This is a genomic window from Allobosea rubneri (genome assembly GCF_032464875.1).
Classification (GTDB): domain Bacteria; phylum Pseudomonadota; class Alphaproteobacteria; order Rhizobiales; family Beijerinckiaceae; genus Allobosea; species Allobosea rubneri.
This window is the reverse complement of the sequence record NZ_JAWDID010000033.1, coordinates 24036-49416: the sequence shown is the minus strand read 5'-3', so window position 1 is coordinate 49416 and position 25381 is coordinate 24036. Positions and strand designations below refer to the sequence as shown.

Here is a 25381-nt window from a genome sequence, read left to right as displayed (position 1 = left end):
CCGCAAAGCTCGCCCATGTCTTCGCCGTCCCCCGTCTCGCTGAACCCCGATCTCATCGACACCGCCCCCCCGCCGATCCCCGAGGCGCAGGGCTGGGCGAGAGCCTATGACGGCCGTCGCGGCCCGCTGATCGACCTGTCGCAGGCCGTGCCGGGCGCGCCGCCGCCGGCCGCGCTGCTGGAGCGCCTTGCCGAGGCGGCCGGCCGGCCCGACCAGACCCGCTATGGCGCCATCACCGGCGACCTTGCTCTGCGCGAAGCCTATGCTGCCGAGACCAGCGCCTTCTATGGCGCGCCGATCTCGCCGCAGGAGATCGCGATCACCGCCGGCTGCAACCAGGCCTATGTCGTGACGATGATGGCGGTGGCCCGCGCCGGCGACAATGTGCTGCTGCCGACACCCTGGTACTTCAACCATGAGATGACGCTGAACATGCTCGGCGTCGAGCCCCGCCCGCTGCCCTGTGATCCCGAACAGGCCTTCGTGCCCGATGTCGCCGTGGCCGAGAGCCTGATCGACGAACGCACCCGCGCCATCGTGCTGGTGACACCGAACAATCCGACCGGCGCGGTCTATCCGCCTTCAACGATCGCCGCCTTCGCTGCGCTCTGCCGTCGCCGCAGGATCTGGCTGGTGCTCGACGAGACCTATCGCGATTTCCTGCCGGACGGGGCTGGCCGCTCGCATGAACTCTTCGCCGCAAGCGACTGGCGTGATTCGCTGATCGGCCTCTACAGCTTCTCCAAGGCCTATGCCGTGCCGGGCTGGAGGCTGGGCGCGATCACCGCCGGCGAAGCGGTCCTGGCGCAGATCGGCAAGGTGCTCGACTGCATCCAGATCAGCCCGGTCAGGGCCGGCCAGGGCGCCATCGCCTGGGGCATCGACGGCATCCGCGCCTGGCGCGAGGCCAACCGCGCCGAGATCAACGCCCGCGCCGAACTGTTCCGCCAAACCATGGCGCCCCTGAACGGCTGGAACGTCCTCGCCGCCGGCGCCTACTTCGCCTATCTCGCCCACCCTTTCGAAGGCGTGCCGGCGGCCGAGGTGGTGCGCCGCCTGGTTCAGGAGCGCGGTGTGCTCGCCCTCCCCGGCCCCTATTTCGGCCCCGGCCAGGAACGGCACCTGCGCATCGCCATCGCCAATGTCGGCGCCGACCGGCTCGGCGAGCTCGGCGACAGGCTGAAGGGTTTTGCGCTCTGAGCGCGCTGCGCCATTGAGCACTCCAGCCCCCTCATCCTGAGGAGCCATTCCGAAGGGAATGGCGTCTCGAAGGATGTTCCAGGAGGCTCAGGAGACGGCTGGACCATCCTTCGAGACGCAGCCCTTGGCTGCTCCTCAGGATGAGGACTGCGGATGCGTGAGCGGCCGCTTCACCCCTTCACCGCCGGGCACTTGCTTTCCGACAGCGGCCAGACCGTCTCGGACGGCTCGATCTTGCGCACGATCTCGAAATAGTCCCACGGCCCCTTCGAATCCGCCGGCTTCTTGACCCGGGCGAGATACAGCTCGCGCAGCACGCGACCATCGGCGCGGATCGTCGCGTCCTTGGTGAAAGCGTCGTTGATCGGCATCGCGCGCATCGCGGCGGCGACCTTGTCGGGATCGTCGGTGCCGGCCTGCTTCACCGCCTTGAGATAGTGCAGCACCGAGCCGTAGACGCCGGCATGCAGCATGGACGGCATCATCCCGGCCTTTTCCATGAACTGCTTCGACCAGGCGCGCGAGGGCTCGTCGAGATCCCAGTAGGAGGCGGTCGTCAGATAGGTGCCCTGCGTTGCCTTGAGGCCGAGGCTGTGGACGTCCTGCAGGAAGAAGATCAGCGCCGCGAGGTTCTGGCCCTGCTCCACCAGGCCGAACTCGCCGGCCTGCTTGATCGCGTTGACGGTGTCGTTGCCGGCACTGGCGATGCCGACGACCTTGGCGCCGGAGGACTGCGCCCGCAGCAGGAAGGAGGAGAAATCGGCATTGTTGAGCGGGTGGCGCACCGAGCCGAGGACCTTGCCGCCATTGGCCTCGACCACGTCGCTGGCATCCTTCTGCAACTGGTGGCCGAAGGCATAGTCCGAGGCCAGCATGAACCACGAGGTGCCACCGGCCTTGACCACGGCCGAGGCGGTGCCGCGCGCCACGCCATAGGTGTCGTAGGTCCAGTGGAAGCCATAGGGCGAGCACTGTTCATTGGTCAGCGCCGTCGTGCCCGCGCCGGAATACATCACGATCTTCTTCTTTTCGCGGGCGAGCGATTGCAGCGCCAGCGCCACCGCCGAGTTCGGGATGTCGACCACCGCGTCGACCTTGTCGACGTCGAACCATTGCCGGGCGATCGAGGTGCCGACATCGGCCTTGTGCTGATGGTCGGCGGCGACGATCTGGATCGGCTTGCCGAGCACGGTCACGCCGAACTCCTTCAGCGCCAGTTCGGCCGCGATCACCGAGCCCTTGCCGCCGATATCGGCGGTCACGCCACCCATGTCGGTCAGCACGCCGATCTTCACGACATCGTCGCTGACCTGCGCCAGCGCCGGCAGATTGGCGAGCGCCAGCATGGCGCCGCCCAACAGAAGCGACCGCATCACATTCCTCCCGAGCTCGTTGTCTCGCCGGCTGCGACAGGCGCCGGCGTTCTTCACGTCAAAGACCCTTGGCCTCCAGCCAGGCGACGATCAGGGCCGCGATCTCGTCGCTGTTGTCCTCGCACATCGGCATATGGCCGTTCCCGGCGATCCCCCGCTCCGGCAGCCAGACGAATTCGGCGCCGAGATAGCGGGCCGTCGCCTCGTCGACCGCGCGCGGATGGCGCGGGTCGCTGTCGCCGGTGACGATCAGGATCGGATGGCCCGCCAGCGCCGCAGGGTCCCCGATCCGCAGCCCCTTGCCGCCGATATTGAAGCGCTCGTTCATCAGGCGCGCGCTCTCGGGCACGATCGAGCGCCGATAGGCCTCGAAGGCCTGTTTCGGGAAGCGCTCGGAGTTGGCCCAGTAGGCCCGCATGAATTCGGGCGGGATGAAGAGCGGCCTGTCTTCCTCGACGCGGACCGGGCAGCCCAGGCTCTCATCGTCCCTGAGCTTCGCCACCGCCTCGGCATCGTCGGGCAGCTCCGGCAGGAGATTGGCCGGCCCGCCCGGTGCGACGCCGACGATTCCCGCGACCGCCCCTGGCGCCTGCTCGGCGATCCACCAGGCCATCGGCCCGCTCGCCGAATGCACCAGGAGCACCGCCGGCCCGATCTCCTCCAGCAGGCGCCTCAGGCTGGTCGCGATCTCGACGCTCGACAAGGTGGCGAAATCCGGCCGCATCGGCGAACGGCCATGGCCCGGCCAGTCCGGCACGAAGACCTCGCGGCCGGAAGACGCGAAGGCATGCGCCCAGCCGGGCCGACCATCGGGGGTCGTAAGGTAACAGGCGCCGGTATGGCCGCCGCCATGGACGAGCACGATGGGCAGGCGCCCTGCCCCGGCCGCGCCGAGCCGGTCGACATAGATCGGATGGGCCTCGGTGCCCGAATAGAAGCATTGCCGCTGCAGCGCGCGCGAAAGCGCCTGCCGCCCTCCGGCACCAGCCTGGTCCATAGCCTCCTCCCGGCGCGGCAAGGCCGTGCCATCTGTTGCCGAGGATGCTAGGACCGGCTCATGGCGCGCGCAACAAAAAAGTCCAATGTGAGACTAATTCAACAGGACGAGTCCGCCGGGCTGGACGCCGCTCAGCGGCGCGCCATCCTGGACGGGACCGCGATCCCGACCGCCTACAAGATCGGCTACGTGCTGAACTTCTATCGCGAGCCCTCCTTCCGCCTGATCGAGACGGAGTTCGGGCTGACCCGGCCGGAGATCGTCATCCTGATCTTCCTGACGGTGCGCGACGGCGCGAGCGCGAGCGAGTTCTGCGAATTCTCCGGCCATCTCAAGGCGAGCGTCAGCCGCGCCGTGATCCTGCTCGACAAGAAGAAGCTGATCCGCCGGGAGCCCGACCCGGCCGATAATCGCCGCCAGCTGCTCTACCTCACGGCCGAGGGCCGGGCGCTCTACGAGCGCTACATCCCGATGCTGCAGGCGCGGGAGGCGGCGATGCTCGCCTGCCTCGACCCTGGCGAACGGGCGCAGCTCGGCAAGCTGCTCGACAAGCTCGCGACCCATGTCCCGGAATGGGGCTCCGCCTCCGATCTCTGACCGGAGGCAAAGCCTCGGACGCTGTCAGCGCAGCAGCGCCGCATAGCGTCCGCGATAGGCGAAGACGAGCAGCGCGCCGCAGACCGCGACGATCGCCGCGACCGGAATGCCCTGCGGGTTGAGCTCGGCATGGAACAGCACGATCACCGTCATCACCGGCGCGATCAGCGCCAGCCCGAGCGCCGGCGCGATGTTGAGCAGCAGCAGGAGCCCGCCGACCAGATTCACGCTCTTCAGCAGCGGCAGGAAGAATCTTGCCTGCTCCAGCGAGCGTTCCCAGGCGAGGCCGATTTCCGTCACCGGCGGATGGATCAGGTGGTTGCCGGTCGCCAGATACCAGAAGCCGTCGGCAGCGCTGACCAGGAAGAGCAGGCCGAGGGCGGTCCGGGGCAGAGTGACCATCAGAAAATTGCGCATTGTCGGGGGTCTTGTCCGTTATGATGCGCCGGACCAATGCCGGCGCGGCTGCATTGCGACCGCCTGAGCGGATTTTGCCCCTCTCTCGCGCTTGTGACATGCATCCGGATGCAAAGAATGCTCTGCACTGCCGCAGCGGCAATGCGCCGCGAGCGGAATGGATGGCGATGACGATCGAACTGACCCGGCGGACATTGTTGCGACTGGCCGGGACGGCCTCACTTGCGCTGGCCGCCGCCGCGGCGGCGCGGGCAGAGGGGACGCCGACAGCCGGCGCGGGCACGATTGCGGCCACCGCCCCGGGCTTCGCCGGCAGCACGCCGATCCGCTGCGGCGCCATCGGCCTGCGCGTCCGCGATCTCGACCGCATGAGCCGCTACTACCAGTCGGTGCTCGGGCTCGCCGTCATCTCGGCCAGTGCGGATGGCGTCACCCTCGGGGCGGGCGGCGTGCCCCTCGTCTCGATGGAGGCGCGGCCACAGGCTGAGTTTGAGCCGCGCAACGCCGCCGGCCTGTTCCACACCGCTTTCCTGATGCCCTCGCGCCGCGACCTCGCGCGCTGGCTCGTGCATGTCGCCCGTAACCAGACGCCCCTGACCGGCTTCGCCGACCACAGCGTCAGCGAAGCCGTCTATCTCGACGATCCCGAGGGCAACGGCATCGAGGTCTATGCCGATCGCGACCCGCGCCTCTGGCGCTGGGAGGGCGAACGCGTCGTGATGGGCACGCACCGGCTCGACGTCGACGGCATCCTTGGCCTCACCGACACCAGCCGCAACGACTACGCCTCGGCTCCGACGGGACTGCGCATCGGCCACATGCATCTGCGCGTCGGCGACATCCAGCAGTCCGAGAGCTTCTACCGCGACGCCATCGGCCTCGATTCGACCTCGCGGCGCGACACCGCGAGCTTCCTGTCCTCAGGGCGCTATCACCACCATGTCGCGCTCAACACCTGGAACAGCGCCGGCGCCGGCAGCCGCGACCTTGCGAAGACCGGCCTCGACTGGTTCTCGCTGGAGGTCGCCGATCCCGCTTTGCTCACGGCGCAGCGCGAGCGCATGGCGCGCGCCGGCTTCGCGCCGACGACCGTTGAGCACGGCTTCGAGAGCACCGATCCCTGGGGGACCCGGCTCAGGCTGGTCGGGGTCTAGGCTCGCCCGTCATGCTCGCCCTCGTGGCGAGCATCCACGTCTTGAACACCGCATGTAAGGAAGGAAGACGTGGATGGTCGCGACGAGCCCGACCATGACGGCGAAGGCTCAGGCGCAGCTAAAGGGCGCCCTCTGATCGCCGCCCGTTCGAGCGAAGGCGCCAATCGCTTCAGCCGAGCCGCAGCTCGCGCACGACCTGCTCGACGATCGCTTCCTTGCTGGCTTCGACCTGGACGACGAGCGGCTTCTCGTCCGCGCCCGGCTCCTCCAGCGTCGCGAACTGGCTGTCGAGCAGGGCCGGCGGCATGAAATGGTGCTGGCGCGCCGCCATGCGCTGGCCGATCAGTTCGCGCGAGCCCCTGAGATAGACCAGCGTGACGTCGGGCCGGTCGCCGACGATGACGTCGCGATAGGCCTTCTTCAGCGCCGAGCAGGTGACGATGCCGTTGCCGCCGGTCGTGCGCAGCCCGTCGATCCAGGCCGCGATCGCCGCCAGCCAGGGCTTGCGGTCCTCGTCGGTCAGCGGCGTGCCGCTCGACATCTTGGCGACGTTCTCGGGCGGGTGAAAGCTGTCGGCATCGCGGAAGGGCCAGCCGAGCCGCTCGGCCAGGCGCTCGCCGAGCGAGGTCTTGCCCGAGCTGGCGACGCCCATGACGACGATGACGGCCGGCTTGCCGGCGCTGTTCGAGACGCTCATCCCGCTCAGCCCTGCTTCTTCGGCTCGACATGGCCGCCGAAGCCGGCGCGCATGGCGGAGAGGATCTTCTCGGCGAAGGTGTGATCCTTGCGCGAGCGGAAGCGGGTGTAGAGCGAGGAGGTCAGCACCTCGGCCGGCGTCGCGGTCTCGACCGCGGCCTGCACGGTCCAGCGCCCCTCGCCGGAATCGGAGACATGGCCGGAATAGGCCGAAAGCTCCTCGTCTGCGGCGAGCGCCGCGGCGGTCAGGTCGAGCAACCAGGAGGTGACGACCGAGCCGCGGCGCCAGACCTCGGCGATCTCGGCGGTGTCGAAATCGAAGCCGTATTCCTCCGGCAGCCCGTCCTTGGCCGAGGCATTGCGCAGGAGGTCGAAGCCCTCGGCGAAGGCCTGCATCATCCCGTACTCGATGCCGTTATGGACCATCTTGACGAAATGGCCGGCGCCCGCCGGGCCGCAATGCAGATAGCCCTGCTCGGCGGTCGGGTTGCGCCCCTCGCGATGGCCGGTCGGCTCGATGTCGCCCTTGCCCGGCGCCAGCGCCTGGAAGATCGGCTCCAGCCGGTCGAACACGCCCTTGTCGCCGCCGATCATCAGGCAATAGCCGCGCTCCAGCCCGTGCACGCCGCCGGAGGTGCCGATGTCGAGATAGTGCAGGCCCTTGGCCGCGAGTTCGCGCCCGCGCCGGACATCGTCCTTCCAGAAGGCGTTGCCGCCGTCGATCAGCGTATCGCCGGGCTCGAGCATGCCGGCGAGCTCGGCGAGCGTGGCTTCGGTGATCTCGCCTGCCGGCAGCATGATCCAGATCGCCCGCGGCGCCTGGAGCTTGCCCACCATCTCCTTGAGGTCACCGACATTGACGGCGCCGTCCTTGGCCAGCGCCGCGCCCGGCTTCGGGTCGCGATCATAGACCACGCAATTGTGCCCGGCGCGGTGCAGCCGCCGGACGATATTGGCTCCCATCCGGCCGAGGCCGACCACTCCAAGCTGCATCGCAAACGCTCCTGCTGCCGGGACGAAGCCGGCTTTGGGGACGCTACATGCCCCGATGCCGGGCGGCGGGCAAGCGCGGCGCTCAGGCTTTCGGCTCCGCCCCAAGGGTCACCGCCGGGCTTTCGCCGGCCGCAGCGGCAGGCGATCACCAGCTTTTGAGCGTCGCCATCGGCAAGCGCACGCTTGCCTAATTCCCTCCGGCGCTTTCTTTGTCGAACAGGCGCGCCTCCGCGCCGGCAACGGCAGCAGGAGCGTCATGGCAGCGCAGGGCTTTTCTCCAGAGCTGGTTCAGGCCGTCGGACTTCTGGGCGCGGGCGTCATCGCCGTCCCGATCTTCCGGCGGCTCAAGCTCGGCTCGGTCCTCGGCTATTTTGCCGGCGGCGTCCTGATCGGTCCCTCCGGAATCGGCCTGTTCCCGCATCCGGAAAGCGTGCTCCATCTCGCCGAATTCGGCGTCGTGATGTTCCTCTTCATCATCGGGCTGGAGATGCAGCCGGCCCGTCTCTGGAACCTGCGCGGCGAGATCTTCGGCCTCGGCGTCGCGCAGGTCGGGCTCTGCGGCGCCCTTCTGACCGGCGTCGGCATTCTCGCCGGCCTCAGCCCCGCGGCTGCCTTCATCGCCGGTATGGGCTTCGTGCTCTCCTCCACCGCCGTCGTGATGCAGATGCTGAACGAGCGCGGCGAAGCCTCGACCCCGCATGGCCAGCAGGCGGTCTCGATCCTCCTGCTCGAGGACCTCGCCATCGTGCCGCTCCTCGCCCTCGTCGCCCTGCTGGCGCCGACGAAGGCGGCCGGGAGTGGCGGCCTCCTGCCGGTCCTGATCGGCGCCGGCTCGCTCGTCGGCCTCGTCGTGGCCGGCAAATACCTGCTCAACCCGATGTTCCGCCTGCTCGCCAATGCGCAGGCCCGCGAGGTCATGACCGGCGCGGCGCTGCTCGTCGTGCTCGGCTCGGCGCTCGCCATGCAACTCGGCGGCCTCTCGATGGCGATGGGCGCCTTCCTCGCCGGCGTGCTGCTCTCGGAATCGACCTTCCGCCATCAGCTCGAGGCCGATATCGAACCGTTCCGCGGCCTCCTGCTCGGCATGTTCTTCCTCGCCGTCGGCATGTCGCTCGATCTCAAGCTGATCGCGCAGGAATGGCGCATCGTCGCGCTCGGCGTCGCCTCCTTCATGCTGGTCAAGGCGGCCGGCATCTTCATCGTCGCCAAGCTGTTCCGCACTCGCACGCGCGATGCGATCACCCGCGTCGCGCTGTTCTCGCAGGGCGGCGAATTCGCCTTCGTGCTCTACGGCGCCGCCACCGCGGCCGGCATCTTCGATGCGAAGATCAACGCCATCACCAGCGCCGTGGTGATCCTCTCCATGGCGCTCACCCCCCTCGTCGTGCTCCTGATCGACCGCTTCATGCCGGCCGAACGGGAATCGCTCGACGGCGTCGAGCACGCCGAGGGGCTGGAGGGGCGCGTGCTCGTCGTCGGCTTCGGCCGCTTCGGGCAGGTGGCGAGCCAGGGCCTTCTCGCTCGTGGCTTCAGCGTCTCGCTGATCGAGACCGATGTCGAGATGATCCAGGCCGCCGCGAGCTTCGGCTTCAAGGTCTATTACGGCGACGGCACCCGCGCGGACATCCTGCACGCCTCGGGCGCCCATCATGCCGAGGCGATCCTGGTCTGCGTCGAGAACCGCGACACGGCGAACGCGATCGTGCGGGTCGCCCAGGCCGAGTTCCCGCACGCAAAGCTCTTCGTCCGCTCCTTCGACCGCGGCCATTCGATGGACCTGATCCGCGCCGGGGTGGAGTACCAGATCCGCGAGACCTTCGAATCCGCCATGGTCTTCGGCGGCGAGGTCCTGCGCGCGCTGGGCGTCCCGGAGGACGAGGTCGTCGAGATCGTCGAGGATGTCCGCCGCCGCGACGCCGAACGGCTCGACCTCCAGGTCGCGAGCGACATCCATGCCGGACAGGACCTGCTGCACAGCAACCAGCCGGTCCCCGCCCCGCTCACCAAGCCGAAGACGGTCGGCACGGTCATCGGCGATCTGCCGGGGGGCGTCGGCGTCGGAGCTTGAGGTCAGCTGCGGGAGGTATGCGCCGAAGCCGCACCTTCTTCGTGATGAAGGAGGTCATCGACCACGCGCAGCTGGAGTTTTGAAGGGGCGACTGACTCCTCGTCAGCGGGTCCGATCTCCGTCACGCTCGCCCTTTTGGCGAGCATCCACGTCTTGAACATCATCCTGCCCGAGGGAAGACGTGGATGGTCGGGACAAGCCCAACCATGACAGGTCAGGAGAGCGCCAGAATCGATTCCGTCTCAACGGCTTGGCCGCTAGACCTGAATCAACCGCTGAACCTGCGCCCCATCAAGCTCCGCCATCGGTCCGGCGAGCACGACCTCGCCGCGATCCATCACGAACATCGTGTCGGCGAGGTCGCGGGCGAAGTCGAAATACTGCTCGACCAGCACGATCGCCATGCCGCCCTTCTGACGGAGGTAGTCGATGGCACGGCCGATATCCTTGATGATCGAGGGCTGGATGCCCTCGGTCGGCTCGTCCAGCACCAGCAGCCTGGGTCGGGTGACCAGCGCCCGCGCAATCGCGAGCTGCTGCTGCTGGCCACCCGAGAGGTCTCCGCCGCGCCGGCCGAGCATCGACTTCAGCACGGGGAATAGGTCGAACAGTTCGTTCGGGATGTAGCGCTCCTTGCGGGGCAAGGGCGCAAAACCGGTTTCCAGATTCTCCTTCACCGTCAGGAGCGGGAAGACCTCGCGGCCCTGCGGCACGAAGGCGATGCCGGCGCGGGCCCTCGCCTCGCTGCGCAGGCTCGAGATATCCTGGCCGTCGAGGCGGACATGGCCGCCGGAGATCGGCTGCTGGCCGACGATGGCGCGCATCAGCGAGGTCTTGCCGACGCCGTTGCGGCCCATCACGCAGGTCACCTTGCCGATCTCGGCGGTGAGCGAGACGCGCCGAAGCGCCTGGGCGGCGCCGTAATGGAGATCGATGGCTTCGACGCTCAGCATGGGATCGTCTCCGTCATGGCTTTGAGGGAAACGCCACGGGTCATCCCGGGCGGAGCGAAGCGCAAACCCGGGATCCATTCCTGAACCTCTATCGGAAGCGCTCCGGAATGGATCCCGGATCGGCGCCGCTTCGCGGCTTGTCCGGGATGACTCCGGAGGGAGAATTGGATCAGAATCCCGATCATCATGCTCACCGCCCCAGATAGACTTCGACGACGCGCTCATTGGCGCTGACCTGATCGAGGGGCCCCTCGGCCAGCACCGAGCCCTCGTGCAGCACCGTCACCTTGACGCCGAGCTCGCGGATGAAGCCCATGTCGTGCTCGACCACGATCACGGAGTGGTCCCGCGCGATCTCCTTCAGCAGCTCCGCAGTCTGCGCCGTCTCGCCATCGGTCATGCCGGCGGCGGGTTCGTCGACGAGCAGGAGCTTGGGATCCTGCGCCAGCAGCATGCCGATCTCGAGCCACTGCTTCTGGCCGTGCGAGAGCGAGCCGGCGAGCCGGTCGCGCTTGTCGGCGAGCTTGATGATGCCGAGGATGTCGTCGATCCGCTTCTGCTGGGTGCTCGCCGTCTGCCAGAACAGCGTCTTCAGCACCGTGCGCTGCGATTTCAGCGCCAGCAGGATGTTGTCCTCGATCGTGTGGAAGTCGAACACGGTCGGCTTCTGGAACTTGCGGCCGATGCCGAGATTGGCGATCGCGGCCTCGTCGAGCCGGGTGAGATCGACCGAGCCGCCGAACATCACCGTGCCCTCGTCGGGCCGGGTCTTGCCGGTGATGATGTCCATCATCGTCGTCTTGCCGGCGCCGTTCGGGCCGATAATGGCGCGCATCTCGCCGGGCGCGATGGTGAGCGACAGGCCGCGTATGGCCTTGAAGCCGTCGAAGGAGACGCTGACGCCGTCGAGATAGAGCAGCGAGGAGGTGAGAGCGCCGGGCACGGGAGCGTTCATCGCATCTACTCCGCCGGCGCCGGCTCGGCCGCCGGCATCGCTTCGGGCTTGCGCCGCTTCTCCCACCAGCCCTGCGCGGTGCCGAGAATGCCCTTCGGCATGAACAGGGTGACGAGGACGAAGAGCGCGCCGAGCGCGAACAGCCAGTACGGCGCCATGAAGCCGGAGGTGAACATCGTCTTCGCCCAGTTGACCACGACGGCGCCGAGCGCCGCGCCGACCAGCGTGCCGCGCCCGCCGACCGCGACCCAGATCACGGTCTCGATCGAATTCGCCGGAGCGAACTCGCCGGGATTGATGATGCCGACCTGCGGCACATAGAGCGCGCCGGCGACACCGGCCATGCAGGCCGAGACGGTGAAGACGAAGAGCTTGAAGCGGTCGACCCGGTAGCCGAGGAAGCGCGTGCGGGATTCCGCATCGCGGATGGCGATCACCACCTTGCCGAGCTTCGACGAGACGATGCCGCGGGCGATCAGGAAGCCGGCGGCGAGCATCGTGCAGGTCATCGCAAAGAGCGCGGCGCGCGTCGTCTGCGCCTGCACGCTGAAGCCCAGGATGTCCTTGAAATCGGTCAGCCCGTTATTGCCGCCAAAACCCATGTCGTTGCGGAAGAAGGCGAGCAGCAGCGCATAGGTCAGCGCCTGGGTGATGATCGAGAGATAGACGCCGGTGACGCGGGAGCGGAAGGCGAACCAGCCGAAGACGAAGGCGAGCAGGCCGGGAACGGCCAGCACCATCAGCATGGCGAACGGAAAGGACGAGAAGCCCCACCAGTACCAGGGCAGCTCCTGCCAGTTCAGGAAGACCATGAAGTCGGGCAGGACCGGGTTGCCGTAGACGCCGCGCGAGCCGATCTGGCGCATGAGGTACATGCCCATCGCATAGCCGCCGAGCGCGAAGAAGGCGCCATGGCCGAGCGAGAGGATGCCGCAATAGCCCCAGACCAGGTCGAGCGAGAGCGCGAGCAGCGCGTAGCAGAGATACTTGCCCCAGAGCGACATGGTCGCGGTCGAGACATGGAAGGGCGAGCCGGCCGGGACCAGCAGGTTCGCCAGCGGCACCAGCAGGCCGATCGCGGCGACGAGCGCGAGGAAGACGTAGCCCCGCGTGTCCATGTTCGAGAGCAGGAAGCGGCTGATCATGCTTCCACCGCCCTGCCCTTCAGCGCGAACAGGCCGCGCGGGCGCTTCTGGATGAACAGGATGATGAAGACGAGCAGCGCGATCTTGCCGAGCACGGCGCCGGCATAGGGCTCGAGCAGCTTGTTGGCGACGCCGAGCGTCATGGCGCTGATCAGCGTGCCCCAGAGATTGCCGACCCCGCCGAAGACCACGACCATGAAACTGTCGATGATGTAGCTCTGCCCGAGATTGGGACTGACATTGTCGATCTGCGAGAGCGCGACGCCGGCAAGCCCGGCGACGCCCGAGCCGAGCCCGAAGGTCAGCGCGTCGATCCGCCCGGTGCGGATGCCCATCGCCGCAGCCATCCGCCGGTTCTGGGTGACGGCCCGCATCTGCAAGCCCATCGGCGTCAGCTTCAGGATGGCGAGCAAGGCGAGGAAGACCAGCGCGGCGAAGACGATGATCCAGAGCCGGTTCCAGGTGATGGCGAGGCCTCCTAACTCGAAGGCACCAGACATGAAGCTGGGCGCGCCGACCTCGCGATTGGTCGGACCGAAGGCGGTCCGCACCGTCTGCTGCAGGATCAGGCTGATGCCCCAGGTCGCCAGCAGCGTCTCCAGCGGCCTTCCATAGAGGAAGCGGATCACGCCGCGCTCGATCGCGATCCCGACAGCGCCGGCGACGATGAAGGCGGACGGCAGCGCGAAGGCCAGCGACCAGTCGAACAGGTAGGGAGCGTTGGTGCGGATCAGCTCCTGCACCACGAAAGTGGTGTAGGCGCCGAGCATCACCATTTCGCCATGCGCCATGTTGATCACGCCCATCACGCCGAAGGTGATGGCGAGGCCGATCGCCGCGAGCAGCAGCACCGAGCCGAGCGAGAGCCCGTACCAGAGGTTCTGCCCGGCCTGCCACAGAGCGAGCTTGCCCTCGATCTCGGAGATGGCGCGGGCCTGCACCTCCCTCAGCGCCGGCGAGGCATCGCCCGGCAGGGCGCGCAGCGTCGCCAGCGCATCCTGGTCGCCGCGCTCGCGCAGCACGTCGACGGCGGCGATCCTGTCGAAGGGCGGCGCATCGGTCTTGACGATCAGGATCGCAGCCTGGGCCTCCCGCAAGGCGCGGCGGGCCCGCTCATTCGTCTCCTTGGCTATCGCAGCTTCGAGCACCGGCAGCGCCGAGACGTCGCGCGCCCGGAAGACCGCCTCGGCGGCGGCGACGCGCTTGGCAGGGTCGGGATTGATCAGGCCGAGGCTGCCGAGCGCCGCCTGGATCGCCCGCCGGACATTGTTGTTCAGCCTGACGGCGCTGACACCGGCCGGCTCGGCGGAAAGCGCCTGCCCGGTGCGTGCGTCGAGGAGGCCGCCGTCCTTGGTTTTCACCACTACGGCACCGCCCCCGGCGAGCAAGCGCCCATCGGCCAGCGCCTCGATGATGACGCCCGCATTCGGATGGGCGCCTTGGACGAGGATATCGATGGCGCGCGCCGTATCCGAGAAGCTGTCGGCGTTGAAGCGCGCGAAGGCTTCTTCGGCAGTCTGTGCGACGGCGACGACCGGCGCGGCGAGAAGCGCCAGGACGACGGCCAGCATGCGCATGAGGCGGATAGGAAGAGACATTGTCGGAAAGTCTCGGGGTCGGGTCGTCCCGGGCGACCGCAGGGAGACCCGGGACCCATGCCTGAACCTCTTTCGGAAAGGCTCAGGCATGGGTCCCGGCTCTGCGCTTCGCTTCGGCCGGGACGACCGGGATGGCATTGTCAACTCGAAGCGTAGGCGGGAGTGGAGGTTTGCGAAGGGCGGCCGGGCTTTCCGACCGTGCCGCCCTTCCCCCCTCTTCAACTCAGGCGCCGCCGCCGCACTTGCCGGTCTTGACGTTGAAGTTGCCGCACTTCTTCTCGACCCAGTCGCCGACCAGGTCCTTGGACCCGTCGAGCTCCTTCGACCAGGCGTCGCCGGCGACGAGGCCGGTCTTCGAGACCACATCGAACTGGCCGTCGGCCTTGATCTCGCCGATCAGCACCGGCTTGGTGATGTGGTGGTTCGGCAGCATCTTCGAGACACCGCCGGTCAGGTTCGGCGCCTCGATGCCCGGCAGCGCGTCGATCACCTTGTCCGGATCGGTGGACTTCGCCTTCTCGACCGCCTTCACCCACATGTTGAAGCCGATGACATGGGCTTCCATCGGGTCGTTGGTGACGGCCTTGTCGTTCTTCTTGAAGGCCTTCCACTGCTTGATGAAGGCCTCGTTCTCCGGCGTCTTGACCGACTGGAAGTAGTTCCAGGCGGCGAGATGGCCGACCAGCGGCTTGGTGTCGATGCCGGCGAGCTCCTCCTCACCGACCGAGAAGGCCACGACGGGGATGTCGGTCGCCTTGATGCCCTGGTTGCCGAGCTCCTTGTAGAAGGGAACGTTGGCATCGCCGTTGATGGTCGAGACCACGGCGGTCTTCTTGCCGGCAGAACCGAACTTCTTGATGTCGGAGACGATGGTCTGCCAGTCGGAATGACCGAACGGCGTGTAGTTGATCATGATGTCCTCCTTCTTCACGCCCTTGGCGAGAAGGTAGGCCTCCAGGATCTTGTTGGTGGTGCGCGGGTAGACATAGTCGGTACCGGCCAGCACCCAGCGCTCGACCTTTTCTTCCTTGGCGAGGTAGTCGACGGCCGGGATCGCCTGCTGGTTCGGGGCGGCGCCGGTGTAGAAGACGTTGCGCTCGCTCTCCTCGCCCTCGTACTGGACGGGGTAGAACAGGATCGAGTTCAGCTCCTTGAACACCGGCAGGACCGACTTGCGCGAGACCGAGGTCCAGCAGCCGAACACGGCCGCGACCTTGTCCTTGACGATCAGCTCGCGCGCCTTCTCGGCGAAGAGCGGCCAGTTCGAGGCCGGGTCGACCACGACGGCCTCGAGCTTCTTGCCGAGCACGCCGCCCTTCTTGTTCTGCTCCTCGATCAGCATGAGCATGACGTCCTTCAACGTCGTCTCGGAGATCGCCATCGTGCCGGAGAGCGAATGCAGGATGCCGACCTTGATGGTCTCCTGCTGCGCGGCTGCGGGAAGCACCGTGGAGAGAGCCGTGGCGCCAAGTAGCGCAGCACCCAATACAACGCGACGTGTGAGCTTCATCGAGATGTCCCCCGATCGATTCTGTTGACCGCGCCCCTGCCGGGCGCAGCGCAGCCTTGCTGGCTGGCGAAATCGGGATCGCAAGCGACGTGCCAACTACCGCCAACGCCTTCGCAAGCGCAGCAAAAGCCGTGAAAGCTGCGGCTCCGGCTGGATTTCAGGCAGGACGCTGCGAGTTTTTGCGCCGAACCCGCCAATACGGGCGAATCTGCACAGCCGGCAGGCAAATCGGGCGGGCAATATTTAGGCAGCGGCGGTGCGATGCAGCAAAAACGCCGAGAAATTCGGCAGTGGACAGCGAAACGGGCGCTGAATCTTTATCGTTTACGCACGCGCTGGAATCACCTTAGCCTCACCTTGTCGGTAACAACTGAAAGGAGGTGATCCAGTGTCTCATTGTCATCAACCGCTGTCGCGGGGACTGCATGGCCTGGACTCGTCCCATGAGGGGTTCGGTTCCGTTTGAGTTTTCGCGACGCTAGGCCCGGTTACCGGGGCTGCGGTTCGGCAATGGAAGGGCTGCCCGCGAGGGCGGCCCTTCTCTTTTGCGCGATCGGCCCTGCGCGGCCGCTTCTGGCGCGCCGCGGCAGGACATGCCAGAGAGAGGCGTGATCTTTGTGCAGCGCCATATCCAGATGAGGCCGCCGCTTGCCAGCGCCAGCCCCTGACCTTCCCCGCCAGGCCATCCTCGCCTTCATCGAGGAGGAGCGCGCCGCCGGCCGCGAGCCCGGTCGCCGCGACATCGCCAAGGCGTTCGGCCTCGATGCCGGCGGCAAGATCTGGCTGAAGCGCCTGCTGCGCGAGCTCGAGGACGAAGAGCATATCGACGCGGCCGAGGACGGCTCGCCCGTCCGCAAGCACAGCGCCCTGCCCGCGGTCCTGCTCTGCGAGATCAAGGCACGCGATCGCGAGGGCGATCTCATCGCCGCGCCGCTCGAATGGAACGAGGCCGACCAGGGCGAGGCGCCGAAGGTCCTGATCGAGAGCGGCCGCCCCTCGCGCTCGCGCCGCACCGGACCGGCTGTCGCCGCGCCCGGCATCGGCGATCAGGTCCTGCTCAAGCTCACGCGCCTGCGCGGCGTCACCGGCATCTCCTGGTCCGGCCGCGTCCTGAAGATCATGGGCAAGGGCAAGGCGCAGGTGCTCGGCATCTTCCGCGCCCTGCCCGACGGTTCCGGCCGGCTCATACCCGTCGACAAGAAGGCGCAGGGCCGCGAGGCGCTGATCCCGAAGGGCCAGACCGGCGGCGCCCAGGATGGCGATCTGGTCTCGGTCGCGCTCCGGCGCGAGAGCCGCTTCGGCCCGCCTGAGGCGCAGGTGCGCGAGCGGCTCGGCTCGCTGAAGTCGGAGCGCGCGGTCTCGCTGATCGCGATTCACGCCCACGGCATCCCGAACGAATTCTCGCCCGCGGCGCTGGCCGAGGCGGAGGCCGCACCGAAGGCGACGCTGGCCGGCCGCGAGGACTGGCGCGACCTGCCGCTGATCACCATCGACCCCGCCGACGCCAAGGACCATGACGACGCGGTCCATGCCGCGCCGGACGAGGACCCGGACAATCCCGGCGGCCATGTCGTCACCGTCGCCATCGCCGATGTCGCCTCCTACGTCCGGCCGGGCACGGCGCTCGACCGCGAGGCGCTGGAGCGCGGCAACTCGGTCTATTTCCCGGACCGCGTCGTGCCGATGCTGCCGGAGCGGATTTCGAACGACCTCTGCTCGCTACGCGGCGGCGAGGACCGGCCGGCGCTCGCCGTCCGCCTCGTGCTCAAGGCCGACGGCTCCAAGAAGGGCCACAGCTTCCACCGCATCCTGATGCGCTCGGCCGCAAAGCTCTCCTATCAGCAGGCGCAGGCCGCGATCGACGGCAAGCCGGACGAGGCGACGGCCCTGATCCGCGAGAGCATCCTGATGCCGCTCTGGGCCGCTTATGGTGTCGCGGCCCGCGCCCGCGATGCGCGCCAGCCGCTCGACCTAGACTTGCCCGAGCGCAAGCTGATCCTGAAGGCGGACGGCTCGGTCGACCGCGTCATCGTCCCCGACCGGCTGGCGACGCACAAGCTGATCGAGGAATTCATGATCCTCGCCAACGTCGCCGCGGCGGAGACGCTGGAGAAGGCCGGCAGCCTGCTGATCTACCGCTGCCATGACGAGCCTTCGCTCGAGAAGATGCGCGTGCTCGGCGAGGTCCTGGCCTCGATCGGCATCAAGCTCCCCAAGGACGCCGCGCTGCGGCCGGTGCTGTTCAACCGCATCCTCAAGATGATCAAGGGCTCCGAGAACGAGCTCTTCATCAACGAGGTCGTGCTGCGGACCCAGGCCCAGGCCGAATATGTCGCCGAGAACTACGGGCATTTCGGCCTCAACCTGCGCCGCTACGCGCATTTCACCTCGCCGATCCGGCGCTATGCCGACCTCGTCGTCCATCGTGCCCTGATCGCGACGATGAAGCGCGGCGATGATGGACTGCCCAGCTCGACGACGCTGGCCGAACTGCGCGAGGTCGCGACCCGGATCTCGGCCGCCGAGCGCCGCGCCATGGCGGCCGAGCGAGAGACCACCGACCGGCTGATCGCGCATTTCCTCGCCGACCAGATCGGCGCGAGCTTCGACGGCCGGATCGCCGGGCTCAACCGCGCCGGGCTCTTCGTCAAGCTCGACGGCACCGGCGCCGACGGCTTCGTTCCCGCCTCGACGCTGGGCGCCGACTATTACCGCTATGACGAGGCGGCCCATGCGCTGATCGGCGAACGCAGCGGCGAGAGCTGGCGCCTCGGCGACCGCGTGCATGTCCGCCTGGTCGAGGCCGCCCCCGTCGCCGGCGCCCTGCGCTTGGAGCTCCTGAGCGAGGGGCGGACTGTGACATCGAACCGCTCTTTCAAAAAAGCCACGCGTCCCCTAGCTGCAAAGCGCAGTATGGCCCGGCCAGGGCGTGCCAAGCCCGGCCGGAAGCGCTGAGGCCGACGCCTCGAAGATGAAGAGTGCCATGTCCGTTCAGTATCACGACCTCTCGGCTCCGGCCGCCGAGCGCGATTGGCGCCAGGCGATCAGGCGCGGCATGCGGGGGCGCTGCCCGCATTGCGGCGAGGGCCGACTGTTCCGCGCCTTCCTGAAGCCGGTCGACGCCTGCGAGGCCTGCGGCGAGGCGCTGTACCATCAGCGCGCCGACGATCTGCCGCCCTATATCGTCATCACCATCGTCGGGCATATCGTCGTCGGCGGGCTGGTGCTGGTCGAGAAATTCGGCGACTGGTCGATGGGCATGCACATGCTGGTGTGGCCGCTGCTGACGGTGGTGCTATGCCTTGCACTGATGCAGCCGACGAAGGGCGCGGTCATCGGGCTGCAATGGGCGTTGCGCATGCACGGCTTCGGCGGTTCCGCGCCGCAGGTCGAGGTTCAACCCGCAGCAAGCAGGACGGGCGGCCAGTGAACGATCATACCGTAACCCTCACCCAGGCCGAACGCGTCCGCACCGCGACCAATCTGCGGCCGGTCGATGCCGCGACCATGCTGATCCTCGATCATTCCGGCCGGCAGCCGCGCGTGCTGATGGGCAAGCGCCATCCGAGCCACAAATTCATGCCCGGGAAATACGTCTTCCCCGGCGGGCGGATCGATCCGGAGGATCGCCGCATGACCGCGGCGGGCGCCCTTCCCGGTCCCTGCGAGCAGCGCCTGGCGGCGCGCTGCGTGCGCCCGAGCGCCCAGCGCGGGCGGGCGCTGGCGCTGGCCGCGATCCGCGAGACCTTCGAGGAAACCGGGCTGCTCTTCGGCAGCGCCGAATACGGCGCGCCGGAAAACCCGCCGCCCGGTGTCTGGTCGGAATTCGCCGCGAAAGGCATCTTCCCCGATCTCGGCGCCGTCACCTTCGTCGCCCGGGCGATCACCCCGCCGCGCCGGCCGAAGCGCTTCGACACCCGCTTCTTCACCGTCGATGCCAGCGCCGTCGCCGATAAGGTCGAAGGCATCATCGGGCCCGATTCGGAGCTCGTCGACCTGGTCTCCGTCACCTTCGACGAAGCCCGCGAGCTCGACCTGCCGACCATCACCAAGGTGATCATCGCCGAGGTCGAGGAGCGGCTGAAAAACGGATTCGCCCCGCATCTGCCGGTGCCGTTCTATTGGGAGAAGCGCGGCAGCTTCGTGCGCGAGCTGATCTGAGCGGTTTGGCCGGCGAAAGCCGGCCATTTTGCGGGCGGCCGAGACCGCCGCCCGATATTCCTTGACTTGCAGGCTCCGATACGGCATTCCGGCGCCATCGGATTGCCGGGCTCGCCCCGGCCGTTTTCTTTTTCATGCGCGGGTCGAGCACGGCCCCACCAGTTCGAGGGCTCCGCCATGGCCAAGGCCGTGACCATCAAGATCAAGCTCGTCTCGACGGCTGACACCGGGTTTTTCTACGTGACCAAGAAGAACTCGCGCACGATGACCGAGAAGATGTCGAAGAAGAAGTATGACCCCGTCGCGCGCAAGCACGTCGAGTTCAAGGAAGCCAAGATCAAGTAAGGCACCCAGCCTTACACTCTTGCCGCTTTTGCGAGAACCGCCCGCTTCGGGCGGTTTTTTGCGTTTATGGCACACATTCGAGCGAAATGGCGCCTGCGCGCCGCAAGCAGCTCGGGTCCTCTGGCGCGCTCGCAACATCGTTCCTAAGTTGCGGAGCGTCCATCGCCCTGCTCTCTCGCCCGGAGCCCCGCCTTGAACCGCCCATCGCCCGCCGAACCGCGCCAGCCAGCCATCGGGCCACTGCGCCGCTTCCTGCGCCTCATCGTCGAGGTCGACGAATCGCGCCTCTGGCTGCACCGCGTCAGGGCGGCGCTGATCTTGCTCGGGTTGCTGGCAGCGTTCGGGCTGCTCGGCTACTGGCTGCCGGCGCTGCTGGAGCGCGCCTTCCGCTGAACGCGGGCCCCGCTCCTCGCTTCGGAAAAACAGTGGCCGGCCGATAGCGGATCTGATGAGGCCAGATATCCCGCTACCGACCGGCCGAGCCCACCGGTTTCCCAGGAGATGCGGCGGAACCTGAGTTCCCGAGGGGCGTTCCGGGCAACCGCTTGTCGCTGTCGCCTGTTGAAAACGACCCTACGCGGAAGCCCCCGCGAATCAATCGTTTAGGGTTGATTCACCATTCTTCATCATCCTTTAACCTTACCGGATAACCCTCGGCATTTACTGTAAAAACTATGGTAAATGCAAAATATTCAATTTTTACATAAACTTGCCTGATCTACCCCACGAAAACCTTGCGCAGCACCTGCGGAAGGACCGTACGGGCGACGATCAGCGATCAGCTCATCTTCGCGAGTCCTTCTGGCAACGGAGCGCTGGCCAGGTCCTCACGGCCGCGTGCATGTCGACGCCGGCGCTCCATCCGCGCACGCGCATGTTGGTCGAGGAGCGGCCGTCAGAGTCGGCCCCGGGCTTCGCGTGACCGCCAGCCTCAGGCGGCGTTAGCAACGATGACGCGATTGCGGCCACCCGCCTTGGCGAGATAAACCGCCTCGTCGGCCCGCTTCATCATCTCCGCCGGGCCGACATCCCCCGCCCGCCGGCTGGCGACGCCGATCGACACCGTCACGGCGATGCTGCGGGCGCCGTCCTGGATCTGGAACAGCTCGCCCTCGACCCGCTCGCGGATCCGCTCAGCCACGGCCCGCGCGGCCTCGAGCGCCGTATCGGGAAGGACGACGACGATCTCCTCCCCGCCCATCCGGGCGACGAGGTCGATCCCGCGCGTGCAGGCGCGGACACGGTCGGAGAACTCGCGCAACACCTCGTCGCCGGCATCGTGCCCCCAGCTGTCATTGACCGCCTTGAAGTGGTCGACATCGAGGATGAGCAGCGACAGGGACCGGGCCCGAAGCGCGGATTCGTCGAAGAGTACCGCCAGGCGGCCATCGAGATAGCGGCGATTGTACAGCCCGGTGAGCTGGTCCATCACCGCCATTTCCATCGAGGACTGCACGCTGTCGCGCAGCCGCTCGGCGAAGCGCTTGCGCCGGACCAGAGTCCGGGCGCGCGCCAGCAATTCGTTGCGGTCGATCGGCCGGACGAGGAAGTCATGGGCGCCGATCTCGAGGCCGCGCAGCACGCGGCGGCGATCGTCGGCCTCGCCCAGCATCAGCACCGAGAGATTGCGCGTGCTCTCCAGCGAGCGCAGCTGGCTGCACAGGCGCAAGCCATCATAGGATTGCAGGTCGAGGCTGACGAGCACGATCTCGAAATCGCCCTCGGCGGCGCGCGCAAGCGCGGTCTGGGCGTCGGGCTCGACCTCGATCGAGTGGAAGGTGGACAGCGCCTGCGTCAGGCGCTCGGCGATCAGCGGCCGGTCCTCGATGAGGAGAATGCGGCCGTTGAGCCCGGTTTCGGCGGCGGCGGCGGCCAGCGGATCGGCAATGCCGAGCCGGCGCGAGGCCAGCGCCCGCTGCCGCAGCTCGTCGGTCACCGCCTTCAGCCGTACCAGGCTGCGCACCCGCGCGAACAGCGCGGTATCGTCGAGCGGCTTGGTCAGGAAATCGTCGGCGCCCGCATCGAGCCCCTTGAGGCGGTCGCTCGGCTGGTCGAGCGCTGTCACCATCACCACCGGGATATGCGCCGTGGTCGGCCCGGTCTTCAGGCGCCGGCAGACCTCGAAGCCGTTCATCACCGGCATCATCACGTCGAGCAGCACGATGTCGGCTTCGCCGCGTTCGCAGATCGCCAGCGCGTCGATGCCGTTCGTCGCCGTCACCACGTCGAAATACTCGGCCGAGAGCTTGGCCTCGAGCAGCTTCACATTGGTGGCGACGTCATCGACGACCAGGACGCGGGCTGACATGGCGCAGGCTTCGTCCCTTCAGGCCGCGCCGAGATAGGCGCGCACGGTCTCCAGGAATTTGCCCACCGAGATCGGCTTGGAGATGTAGGCCTCGCAGCCGCCATCGCGGATCCGCTCCTCATCGCCCTTCATCGCGAAGGCCGTGACGGCGATCACCGGGATGCTCTTCAGGGCATCGTCCTCCTTGATCCATTTCGTCACCTCCAGCCCGGAGACTTCCGGCAGCTGGATGTCCATCAGGATCAGGTCGGGACGATGCGTGCGGGCGAGCTCGATCGCCTCGATGCCGTCGGCGGTCTTGAGCGTCGCATAGCCATGCGCCTCCAACAGGTCGTTGAAGAGCTTCATGTTGAGCTCATTGTCCTCGACGATCAGTACCGTCTTTGTCATTCCGCCCCCAGTCCGCCGCATCATGGGTATCCGATATCCCGGACTTCCCAAGCCGGCAGCCCCGTTCGATGATGAAGTTAGCACGCGAGCCGTTGACGAAACGCAAACCCGATCGCAGACACACCGAGCAAATCGCCATGCCCCGTCCCATCGACCTGCAGGAAGCCGAGACGCTGGCGCTGCGCGCCCTCGCCTTCCTGGCCTCCGAACCCGAGCGCCTGGAGCCTTTCCTGGCGGCCACTGGCCTTGGACCGGCGACCTTGCGCTCGGCCGCACAGGAGCCGGGCTTCCTCCTCGGCGTTATCGACCACCTCTGCGCCAGCGATTCGCTGCTGCTCGAGTTTGCAGCAAATCTGGGCCTTAATCCGGAGATCGTCGGCCAGGCCCGCGAAATTCTCGCCGGTCCGCCCGAAGTCTTCGAGCCGTGAGCGGCACGCCCGCCTTGGTCGGCACGCAACGGGCGCTCTGCCGCGACTGCCTGCGCGACCATGGCGAGGCGCCGCCTGCCCCAGCCCTGCGCCGCTGCCCGGCCTGCGGTTCGCCGCGACTGCTCCGCCATGCCGAGCGCGACGAGCTCCACCTCGCCCATATCGACTGCGACGCCTTCTACGCCGCGATCGAGAAGCGCGACGATCCGTCCCTGCTCGACAAGGCGGTGATCGTCGGCGGCGGCAAGCGCGGCGTCGTCTCGACCTGCTGCTACATCGCCCGCATGTCCGGCGTGCGCTCGGCCATGCCGATGTTCAAGGCGCTCAAGGCCTGCCCGGAAGCCGTGGTCATCAAGCCGGACATGGCGAAGTACGTCGCGGTCGGCCGGCAGGTCCGCCGGCTGATGCAGGAATTGACGCCGCTGGTCGAGCCGCTCTCGATCGACGAGGCCTTCCTCGATCTCGGCGGCACCGAGCGCCTGCACCATGCCAGCCCCGCGCTCACCCTCGCCCGCTTCCAGCGCCGGATCGAGGACGAGATCGGCATCACCGTCTCGGTCGGCCTGTCCTATGCCAAGTTCTAAGGCACAATAGGGCCTGGAATTGACAACCATTTTTAGTAAGCCGCTACGTTAGCTTCGATAATTGCCTATTGACACGACTTCACGCAGGCTAGGTACCCATGCGATCAGGAACGTCGAGAGAGACGAAGCGGCTCAGAATCAAAGAGGTGAGATTCGGTGACGGGGAAAGATGCCCGATGCTCTTGAACGAGGCGGGCATTCCGATCTTCGATCCGACCGTCTGGTCTGTCGCTCGATACAGAGCGAGCAGCTCAGCTACCATGGAGCAGGCTCTGCGGAGCGCGATGCTCGTGCACCTCTTCTGCCGACGGCATCGAATCGATCTGAACGAGCGGTTCAAAGCGGGAAGCTTTTTCAGCACCGATGAGCTTGAAGCGTTCGCCGTGGACGCATCAAAGCCGTTCGCCGAGCTGCACAAGCCGCTGCCTCGGGCGTCACGTCGACGGCAATCTCGACGGCTCAGTTCGATGGCGATCCAGATGCCGATCCGAACCTTGCCACCCCAGAAGGCTGTGAAGGTCGTAGGCGATCCGACGGTTCGAGTTCGCCTGCATTATGCGACGCGGTATCTGAACTGGCTGGGCGAGCGCGAAAAGTCCCGGAAGGTCTTCGGTGCCGCGACAAGCACCGATACACTCGTCAGGACCCATGAATATGAACTGAGGCTGCTCAAGATGATCGAGCAGATCGAGGAGCGTAGCCCTTCCGGACCCGGCAATGCTCGAATGAGCCTCGAACCCGCACAGGTCGCCCGCTTGCTGGAGGTCACCGATCCCGACAGCGCGATGAACCCGTGGCTCGATCCGTTCGTGCGCGTGCGGAACTCGCTGATCGTGCGTTGGCTTCTCGGTACGGGGATGCGTCGAGGCGAACTGCTGGGCCTGCACGTTCGGGATTTCGATCGCGGTAAAGCCTACTGTGACATCAAACGCCGTCACGATGATAAGCGGGACGAGCGCCGGAGACAGCCGAACGCGAAAACCGTTGAACGCTTTGCGCCACTCGACGAGTTGCTGGTTCGCCTTGGCGAGGACTACCTCAAGGCCCGCCAGGGCATCGAAACGGCTCGCAAGCATGGATTTCTCATCGTTGCGGACGATGGCGCTCCGCTTTCGGTCAGCTCCATCTCGGAAATCTTCGCGTCGCTCCGGCAACGGTTCCCGGAACTCGGTCCTGTTACCGCCCACGTCCTGCGGCACCAATGGAACGAGGATTTTTCCGCTTATGCCGACAGCATCGGGATGGATCCCGAAGAGGAGGCCCGGGAACGGTCATGGCTCATGGGGTGGAGCGCGACTTCAACGATGCCGGCCTGGTACCTCAAGCGGCGGACGAAGAAGCAAGCTGACGAACACAGCAAGGCGATGCAGCGTCGCCTCATGTCCCATGCCAATGAGATTCGCGTCAGGATCCGCGCATTGCAGGACGAACCCAAACATTAGGAGGTTCGGCTGGTGAGGCGTGTGATCCCGGCGCGCCCGTGCGCTATCGCCGGTCGGCGACGGCTTC

General features: G+C 67.1%; 23 protein-coding genes and 1 pseudogene. 12 read left to right on the top strand and 12 right to left on the bottom strand.

All coding sequences use genetic code 11. The features are described 5' to 3' along the window. Positions 1 to 15 precede the first annotated feature (15 nt). The gene (locus tag RKE40_RS19560; RefSeq protein WP_316019892.1) at positions 16 to 1200 is read left to right on the top strand and encodes an aminotransferase; all 1185 of its coding nucleotides are present in this window, start codon (positions 16 to 18) and stop codon (positions 1198 to 1200) included. Positions 1201 to 1370: 170 nt separating this feature from the next. On the opposite strand, the gene RKE40_RS19555 is transcribed toward RKE40_RS19560, so the two are convergent. Together RKE40_RS19555 and RKE40_RS19550 are read right to left on the bottom strand one after the other, a co-directional pair. Beyond that, positions 1371 to 2573: an ABC transporter substrate-binding protein gene (locus tag RKE40_RS19555; RefSeq protein WP_316019891.1), complete on the bottom strand. Its 1203-nt coding sequence runs from the start codon at positions 2571 to 2573 to the stop codon at positions 1371 to 1373. Between the two features lie 58 nt (positions 2574 to 2631). Further along, positions 2632 to 3570, bottom strand: coding sequence for an alpha/beta fold hydrolase (locus tag RKE40_RS19550; protein WP_316019890.1), 939 nt, complete (start codon positions 3568 to 3570; stop codon positions 2632 to 2634). Positions 3571 to 3657: 87 nt separating this feature from the next. Here RKE40_RS19550 and RKE40_RS19545 point away from each other — a divergent pair, with 87 nt between their 5' ends. Beyond that, positions 3658 to 4167, top strand: coding sequence for a MarR family winged helix-turn-helix transcriptional regulator (locus RKE40_RS19545; RefSeq protein ID WP_316019889.1), 510 nt, complete (start codon positions 3658 to 3660; stop codon positions 4165 to 4167). 24 nt (positions 4168 to 4191) lie between these two features. On the opposite strand, the gene RKE40_RS19540 is transcribed toward RKE40_RS19545, so the two are convergent. Continuing rightward, positions 4192 to 4584, bottom strand: a complete 393-nt coding sequence (locus RKE40_RS19540; protein ID WP_316019888.1) for a hypothetical protein — start codon at positions 4582 to 4584, stop codon at positions 4192 to 4194. Between the two features lie 167 nt (positions 4585 to 4751). Between RKE40_RS19540 and RKE40_RS19535 the strand changes: the two genes are divergently transcribed. Then, on the top strand, positions 4752 to 5738 hold the full coding sequence (locus RKE40_RS19535; RefSeq protein ID WP_316019904.1) for a VOC family protein: 987 nt from the start codon (positions 4752 to 4754) through the stop codon (positions 5736 to 5738). A gap of 169 nt (positions 5739 to 5907) precedes the next feature. Here the strand turns inward: RKE40_RS19535 and RKE40_RS19530 are convergent, their stop codons facing one another. Both RKE40_RS19530 and gnd read right to left on the bottom strand, forming a co-directional pair. Beyond that, complete coding sequence (locus tag RKE40_RS19530; RefSeq protein ID WP_316019887.1) at positions 5908 to 6435, bottom strand: gluconokinase; 528 nt, start codon at positions 6433 to 6435, stop codon at positions 5908 to 5910. A gap of 5 nt (positions 6436 to 6440) precedes the next feature. Beyond that, positions 6441 to 7427 carry a phosphogluconate dehydrogenase (NAD(+)-dependent, decarboxylating) gene (gene gnd / locus RKE40_RS19525; protein ID WP_316019886.1) on the bottom strand — a complete coding sequence of 329 codons (987 nt, stop codon included), beginning with the start codon at positions 7425 to 7427 and terminating at the stop codon, positions 6441 to 6443. A gap of 256 nt (positions 7428 to 7683) precedes the next feature. Between gnd and RKE40_RS19520 the strand changes: the two genes are divergently transcribed. Next, the gene (locus RKE40_RS19520) at positions 7684 to 9495 is read left to right on the top strand and encodes a monovalent cation:proton antiporter-2 (CPA2) family protein (protein WP_316019885.1); all 1812 of its coding nucleotides are present in this window, start codon (positions 7684 to 7686) and stop codon (positions 9493 to 9495) included. Between the two features lie 257 nt (positions 9496 to 9752). On the opposite strand, the gene urtE is transcribed toward RKE40_RS19520, so the two are convergent. The 5 genes from urtE to urtA all read right to left on the bottom strand — a co-directional run bounded on the left by urtE (position 9753) and on the right by urtA (position 15656). After that, positions 9753 to 10448, bottom strand: a complete 696-nt coding sequence (gene urtE / locus RKE40_RS19515) for an urea ABC transporter ATP-binding subunit UrtE (RefSeq protein WP_316019884.1) — start codon at positions 10446 to 10448, stop codon at positions 9753 to 9755. 190 nt (positions 10449 to 10638) lie between these two features. Continuing rightward, entirely contained in the window at positions 10639 to 11403 is a 765-nt protein-coding gene (gene urtD / locus RKE40_RS19510) for an urea ABC transporter ATP-binding protein UrtD (RefSeq protein WP_316019883.1), read from the bottom strand. A gap of 5 nt (positions 11404 to 11408) precedes the next feature. Further along, entirely contained in the window at positions 11409 to 12548 is a 1140-nt protein-coding gene (urtC, locus tag RKE40_RS19505; RefSeq protein WP_316019882.1) for an urea ABC transporter permease subunit UrtC, read from the bottom strand. Continuing rightward, positions 12545 to 14146 (bottom strand): urea ABC transporter permease subunit UrtB, encoded by a 1602-nt coding sequence (gene urtB, locus RKE40_RS19500; protein WP_316019881.1) that lies wholly within the window; start codon positions 14144 to 14146, stop codon positions 12545 to 12547. The genes urtC and urtB overlap by 4 nt, the downstream gene beginning before the upstream one ends. Before the next feature lie 223 nt (positions 14147 to 14369). Beyond that, on the bottom strand, positions 14370 to 15656 hold the full coding sequence (gene urtA / locus RKE40_RS19495) for an urea ABC transporter substrate-binding protein (RefSeq protein WP_316019880.1): 1287 nt from the start codon (positions 15654 to 15656) through the stop codon (positions 14370 to 14372). 648 nt (positions 15657 to 16304) lie between these two features. Between urtA and rnr the strand changes: the two genes are divergently transcribed. From rnr to RKE40_RS19470, 5 genes are all read left to right on the top strand, one after another. Further along, positions 16305 to 18611: a ribonuclease R gene (rnr, locus tag RKE40_RS19490; protein WP_316019879.1), complete on the top strand. Its 2307-nt coding sequence runs from the start codon at positions 16305 to 16307 to the stop codon at positions 18609 to 18611. A 28-nt stretch (positions 18612 to 18639) separates the two neighbouring features. After that, positions 18640 to 19086, top strand: coding sequence for a DUF983 domain-containing protein (locus tag RKE40_RS19485; protein ID WP_316019878.1), 447 nt, complete (start codon positions 18640 to 18642; stop codon positions 19084 to 19086). Then, positions 19083 to 19817, top strand: coding sequence for an NUDIX hydrolase (locus RKE40_RS19480; RefSeq protein ID WP_316019877.1), 735 nt, complete (start codon positions 19083 to 19085; stop codon positions 19815 to 19817). Before RKE40_RS19485 ends, RKE40_RS19480 begins: the two co-directional genes overlap by 4 nt. A 177-nt stretch (positions 19818 to 19994) precedes the next feature. Continuing rightward, positions 19995 to 20162 (top strand): 50S ribosomal protein L33, encoded by a 168-nt coding sequence (gene rpmG / locus RKE40_RS19475; protein WP_066469944.1) that lies wholly within the window; start codon positions 19995 to 19997, stop codon positions 20160 to 20162. A gap of 192 nt (positions 20163 to 20354) precedes the next feature. Beyond that, entirely contained in the window at positions 20355 to 20555 is a 201-nt protein-coding gene (locus tag RKE40_RS19470) for a hypothetical protein (protein ID WP_316019876.1), read from the top strand. A gap of 538 nt (positions 20556 to 21093) precedes the next feature. Here the strand turns inward: RKE40_RS19470 and RKE40_RS19465 are convergent. Both RKE40_RS19465 and RKE40_RS19460 read right to left on the bottom strand, forming a co-directional pair. Continuing rightward, complete coding sequence (locus RKE40_RS19465; protein ID WP_316019875.1) at positions 21094 to 22470, bottom strand: PleD family two-component system response regulator; 1377 nt, start codon at positions 22468 to 22470, stop codon at positions 21094 to 21096. 18 nt (positions 22471 to 22488) lie between these two features. Continuing rightward, complete coding sequence (locus RKE40_RS19460; RefSeq protein ID WP_316019874.1) at positions 22489 to 22860, bottom strand: response regulator; 372 nt, start codon at positions 22858 to 22860, stop codon at positions 22489 to 22491. 68 nt (positions 22861 to 22928) lie between these two features. Here RKE40_RS19460 and RKE40_RS19455 point away from each other — a divergent pair, with 68 nt between their 5' ends. From RKE40_RS19455 to RKE40_RS19445, 3 genes and pseudogenes are all read left to right on the top strand, one after another. Continuing rightward, on the top strand, positions 22929 to 23288 hold the full coding sequence (locus tag RKE40_RS19455) for a DUF3572 domain-containing protein (RefSeq protein ID WP_316019873.1): 360 nt from the start codon (positions 22929 to 22931) through the stop codon (positions 23286 to 23288). Between the two features lie 14 nt (positions 23289 to 23302). Further along, positions 23303 to 23869 (top strand): annotated as a pseudogene (locus RKE40_RS19450) (Y-family DNA polymerase); the annotation flags it as partial. 179 nt (positions 23870 to 24048) lie between these two features. Continuing rightward, positions 24049 to 25314: a tyrosine-type recombinase/integrase gene (locus RKE40_RS19445; protein ID WP_316019872.1), complete on the top strand. Its 1266-nt coding sequence runs from the start codon at positions 24049 to 24051 to the stop codon at positions 25312 to 25314. Positions 25315 to 25381: the final 67 nt, after the last annotated feature.

Excerpts from the sequence above, each read along its gene's own strand:
- RKE40_RS19540 (WP_316019888.1), bottom strand. The coding sequence starts at position 4,584 with ATGCGCAATTTTCTGATGGTCACTCTGCCCCGGACCGCCCTCGGCCTG.
- RKE40_RS19460 (WP_316019874.1), bottom strand. The coding sequence starts at position 22,860 with ATGACAAAGACGGTACTGATCGTCGAGGACAATGAGCTCAACATGAAG.
- urtD (WP_316019883.1), bottom strand. The coding sequence starts at position 11,403 with ATGAACGCTCCCGTGCCCGGCGCTCTCACCTCCTCGCTGCTCTATCTC.
- RKE40_RS19485 (WP_316019878.1), top strand. The coding sequence starts at position 18,640 with ATGTCCGTTCAGTATCACGACCTCTCGGCTCCGGCCGCCGAGCGCGAT.
- RKE40_RS19535 (WP_316019904.1), top strand. The coding sequence starts at position 4,752 with ATGACGATCGAACTGACCCGGCGGACATTGTTGCGACTGGCCGGGACG.
- urtB (WP_316019881.1), bottom strand. The coding sequence starts at position 14,146 with ATGTCTCTTCCTATCCGCCTCATGCGCATGCTGGCCGTCGTCCTGGCG.
- RKE40_RS19560 (WP_316019892.1), top strand. The coding sequence starts at position 16 with ATGTCTTCGCCGTCCCCCGTCTCGCTGAACCCCGATCTCATCGACACC.
- gnd (WP_316019886.1), bottom strand. The coding sequence starts at position 7,427 with ATGCAGCTTGGAGTGGTCGGCCTCGGCCGGATGGGAGCCAATATCGTC.
- RKE40_RS19530 (WP_316019887.1), bottom strand. The coding sequence starts at position 6,435 with ATGAGCGTCTCGAACAGCGCCGGCAAGCCGGCCGTCATCGTCGTCATG.
- RKE40_RS19550 (WP_316019890.1), bottom strand. The coding sequence starts at position 3,570 with ATGGACCAGGCTGGTGCCGGAGGGCGGCAGGCGCTTTCGCGCGCGCTG.
- RKE40_RS19520 (WP_316019885.1), top strand. The coding sequence starts at position 7,684 with ATGGCAGCGCAGGGCTTTTCTCCAGAGCTGGTTCAGGCCGTCGGACTT.
- urtA (WP_316019880.1), bottom strand. The coding sequence starts at position 15,656 with ATGAAGCTCACACGTCGCGTTGTATTGGGTGCTGCGCTACTTGGCGCC.
- RKE40_RS19445 (WP_316019872.1), top strand. The coding sequence starts at position 24,049 with ATGCTCTTGAACGAGGCGGGCATTCCGATCTTCGATCCGACCGTCTGG.
- urtE (WP_316019884.1), bottom strand. The coding sequence starts at position 10,448 with ATGCTGAGCGTCGAAGCCATCGATCTCCATTACGGCGCCGCCCAGGCG.
- urtC (WP_316019882.1), bottom strand. The coding sequence starts at position 12,548 with ATGATCAGCCGCTTCCTGCTCTCGAACATGGACACGCGGGGCTACGTC.
- RKE40_RS19465 (WP_316019875.1), bottom strand. The coding sequence starts at position 22,470 with ATGTCAGCCCGCGTCCTGGTCGTCGATGACGTCGCCACCAATGTGAAG.
- RKE40_RS19455 (WP_316019873.1), top strand. The coding sequence starts at position 22,929 with ATGATGAAGTTAGCACGCGAGCCGTTGACGAAACGCAAACCCGATCGC.
- RKE40_RS19555 (WP_316019891.1), bottom strand. The coding sequence starts at position 2,573 with ATGCGGTCGCTTCTGTTGGGCGGCGCCATGCTGGCGCTCGCCAATCTG.
- rpmG (WP_066469944.1), top strand. The coding sequence starts at position 19,995 with ATGGCCAAGGCCGTGACCATCAAGATCAAGCTCGTCTCGACGGCTGAC.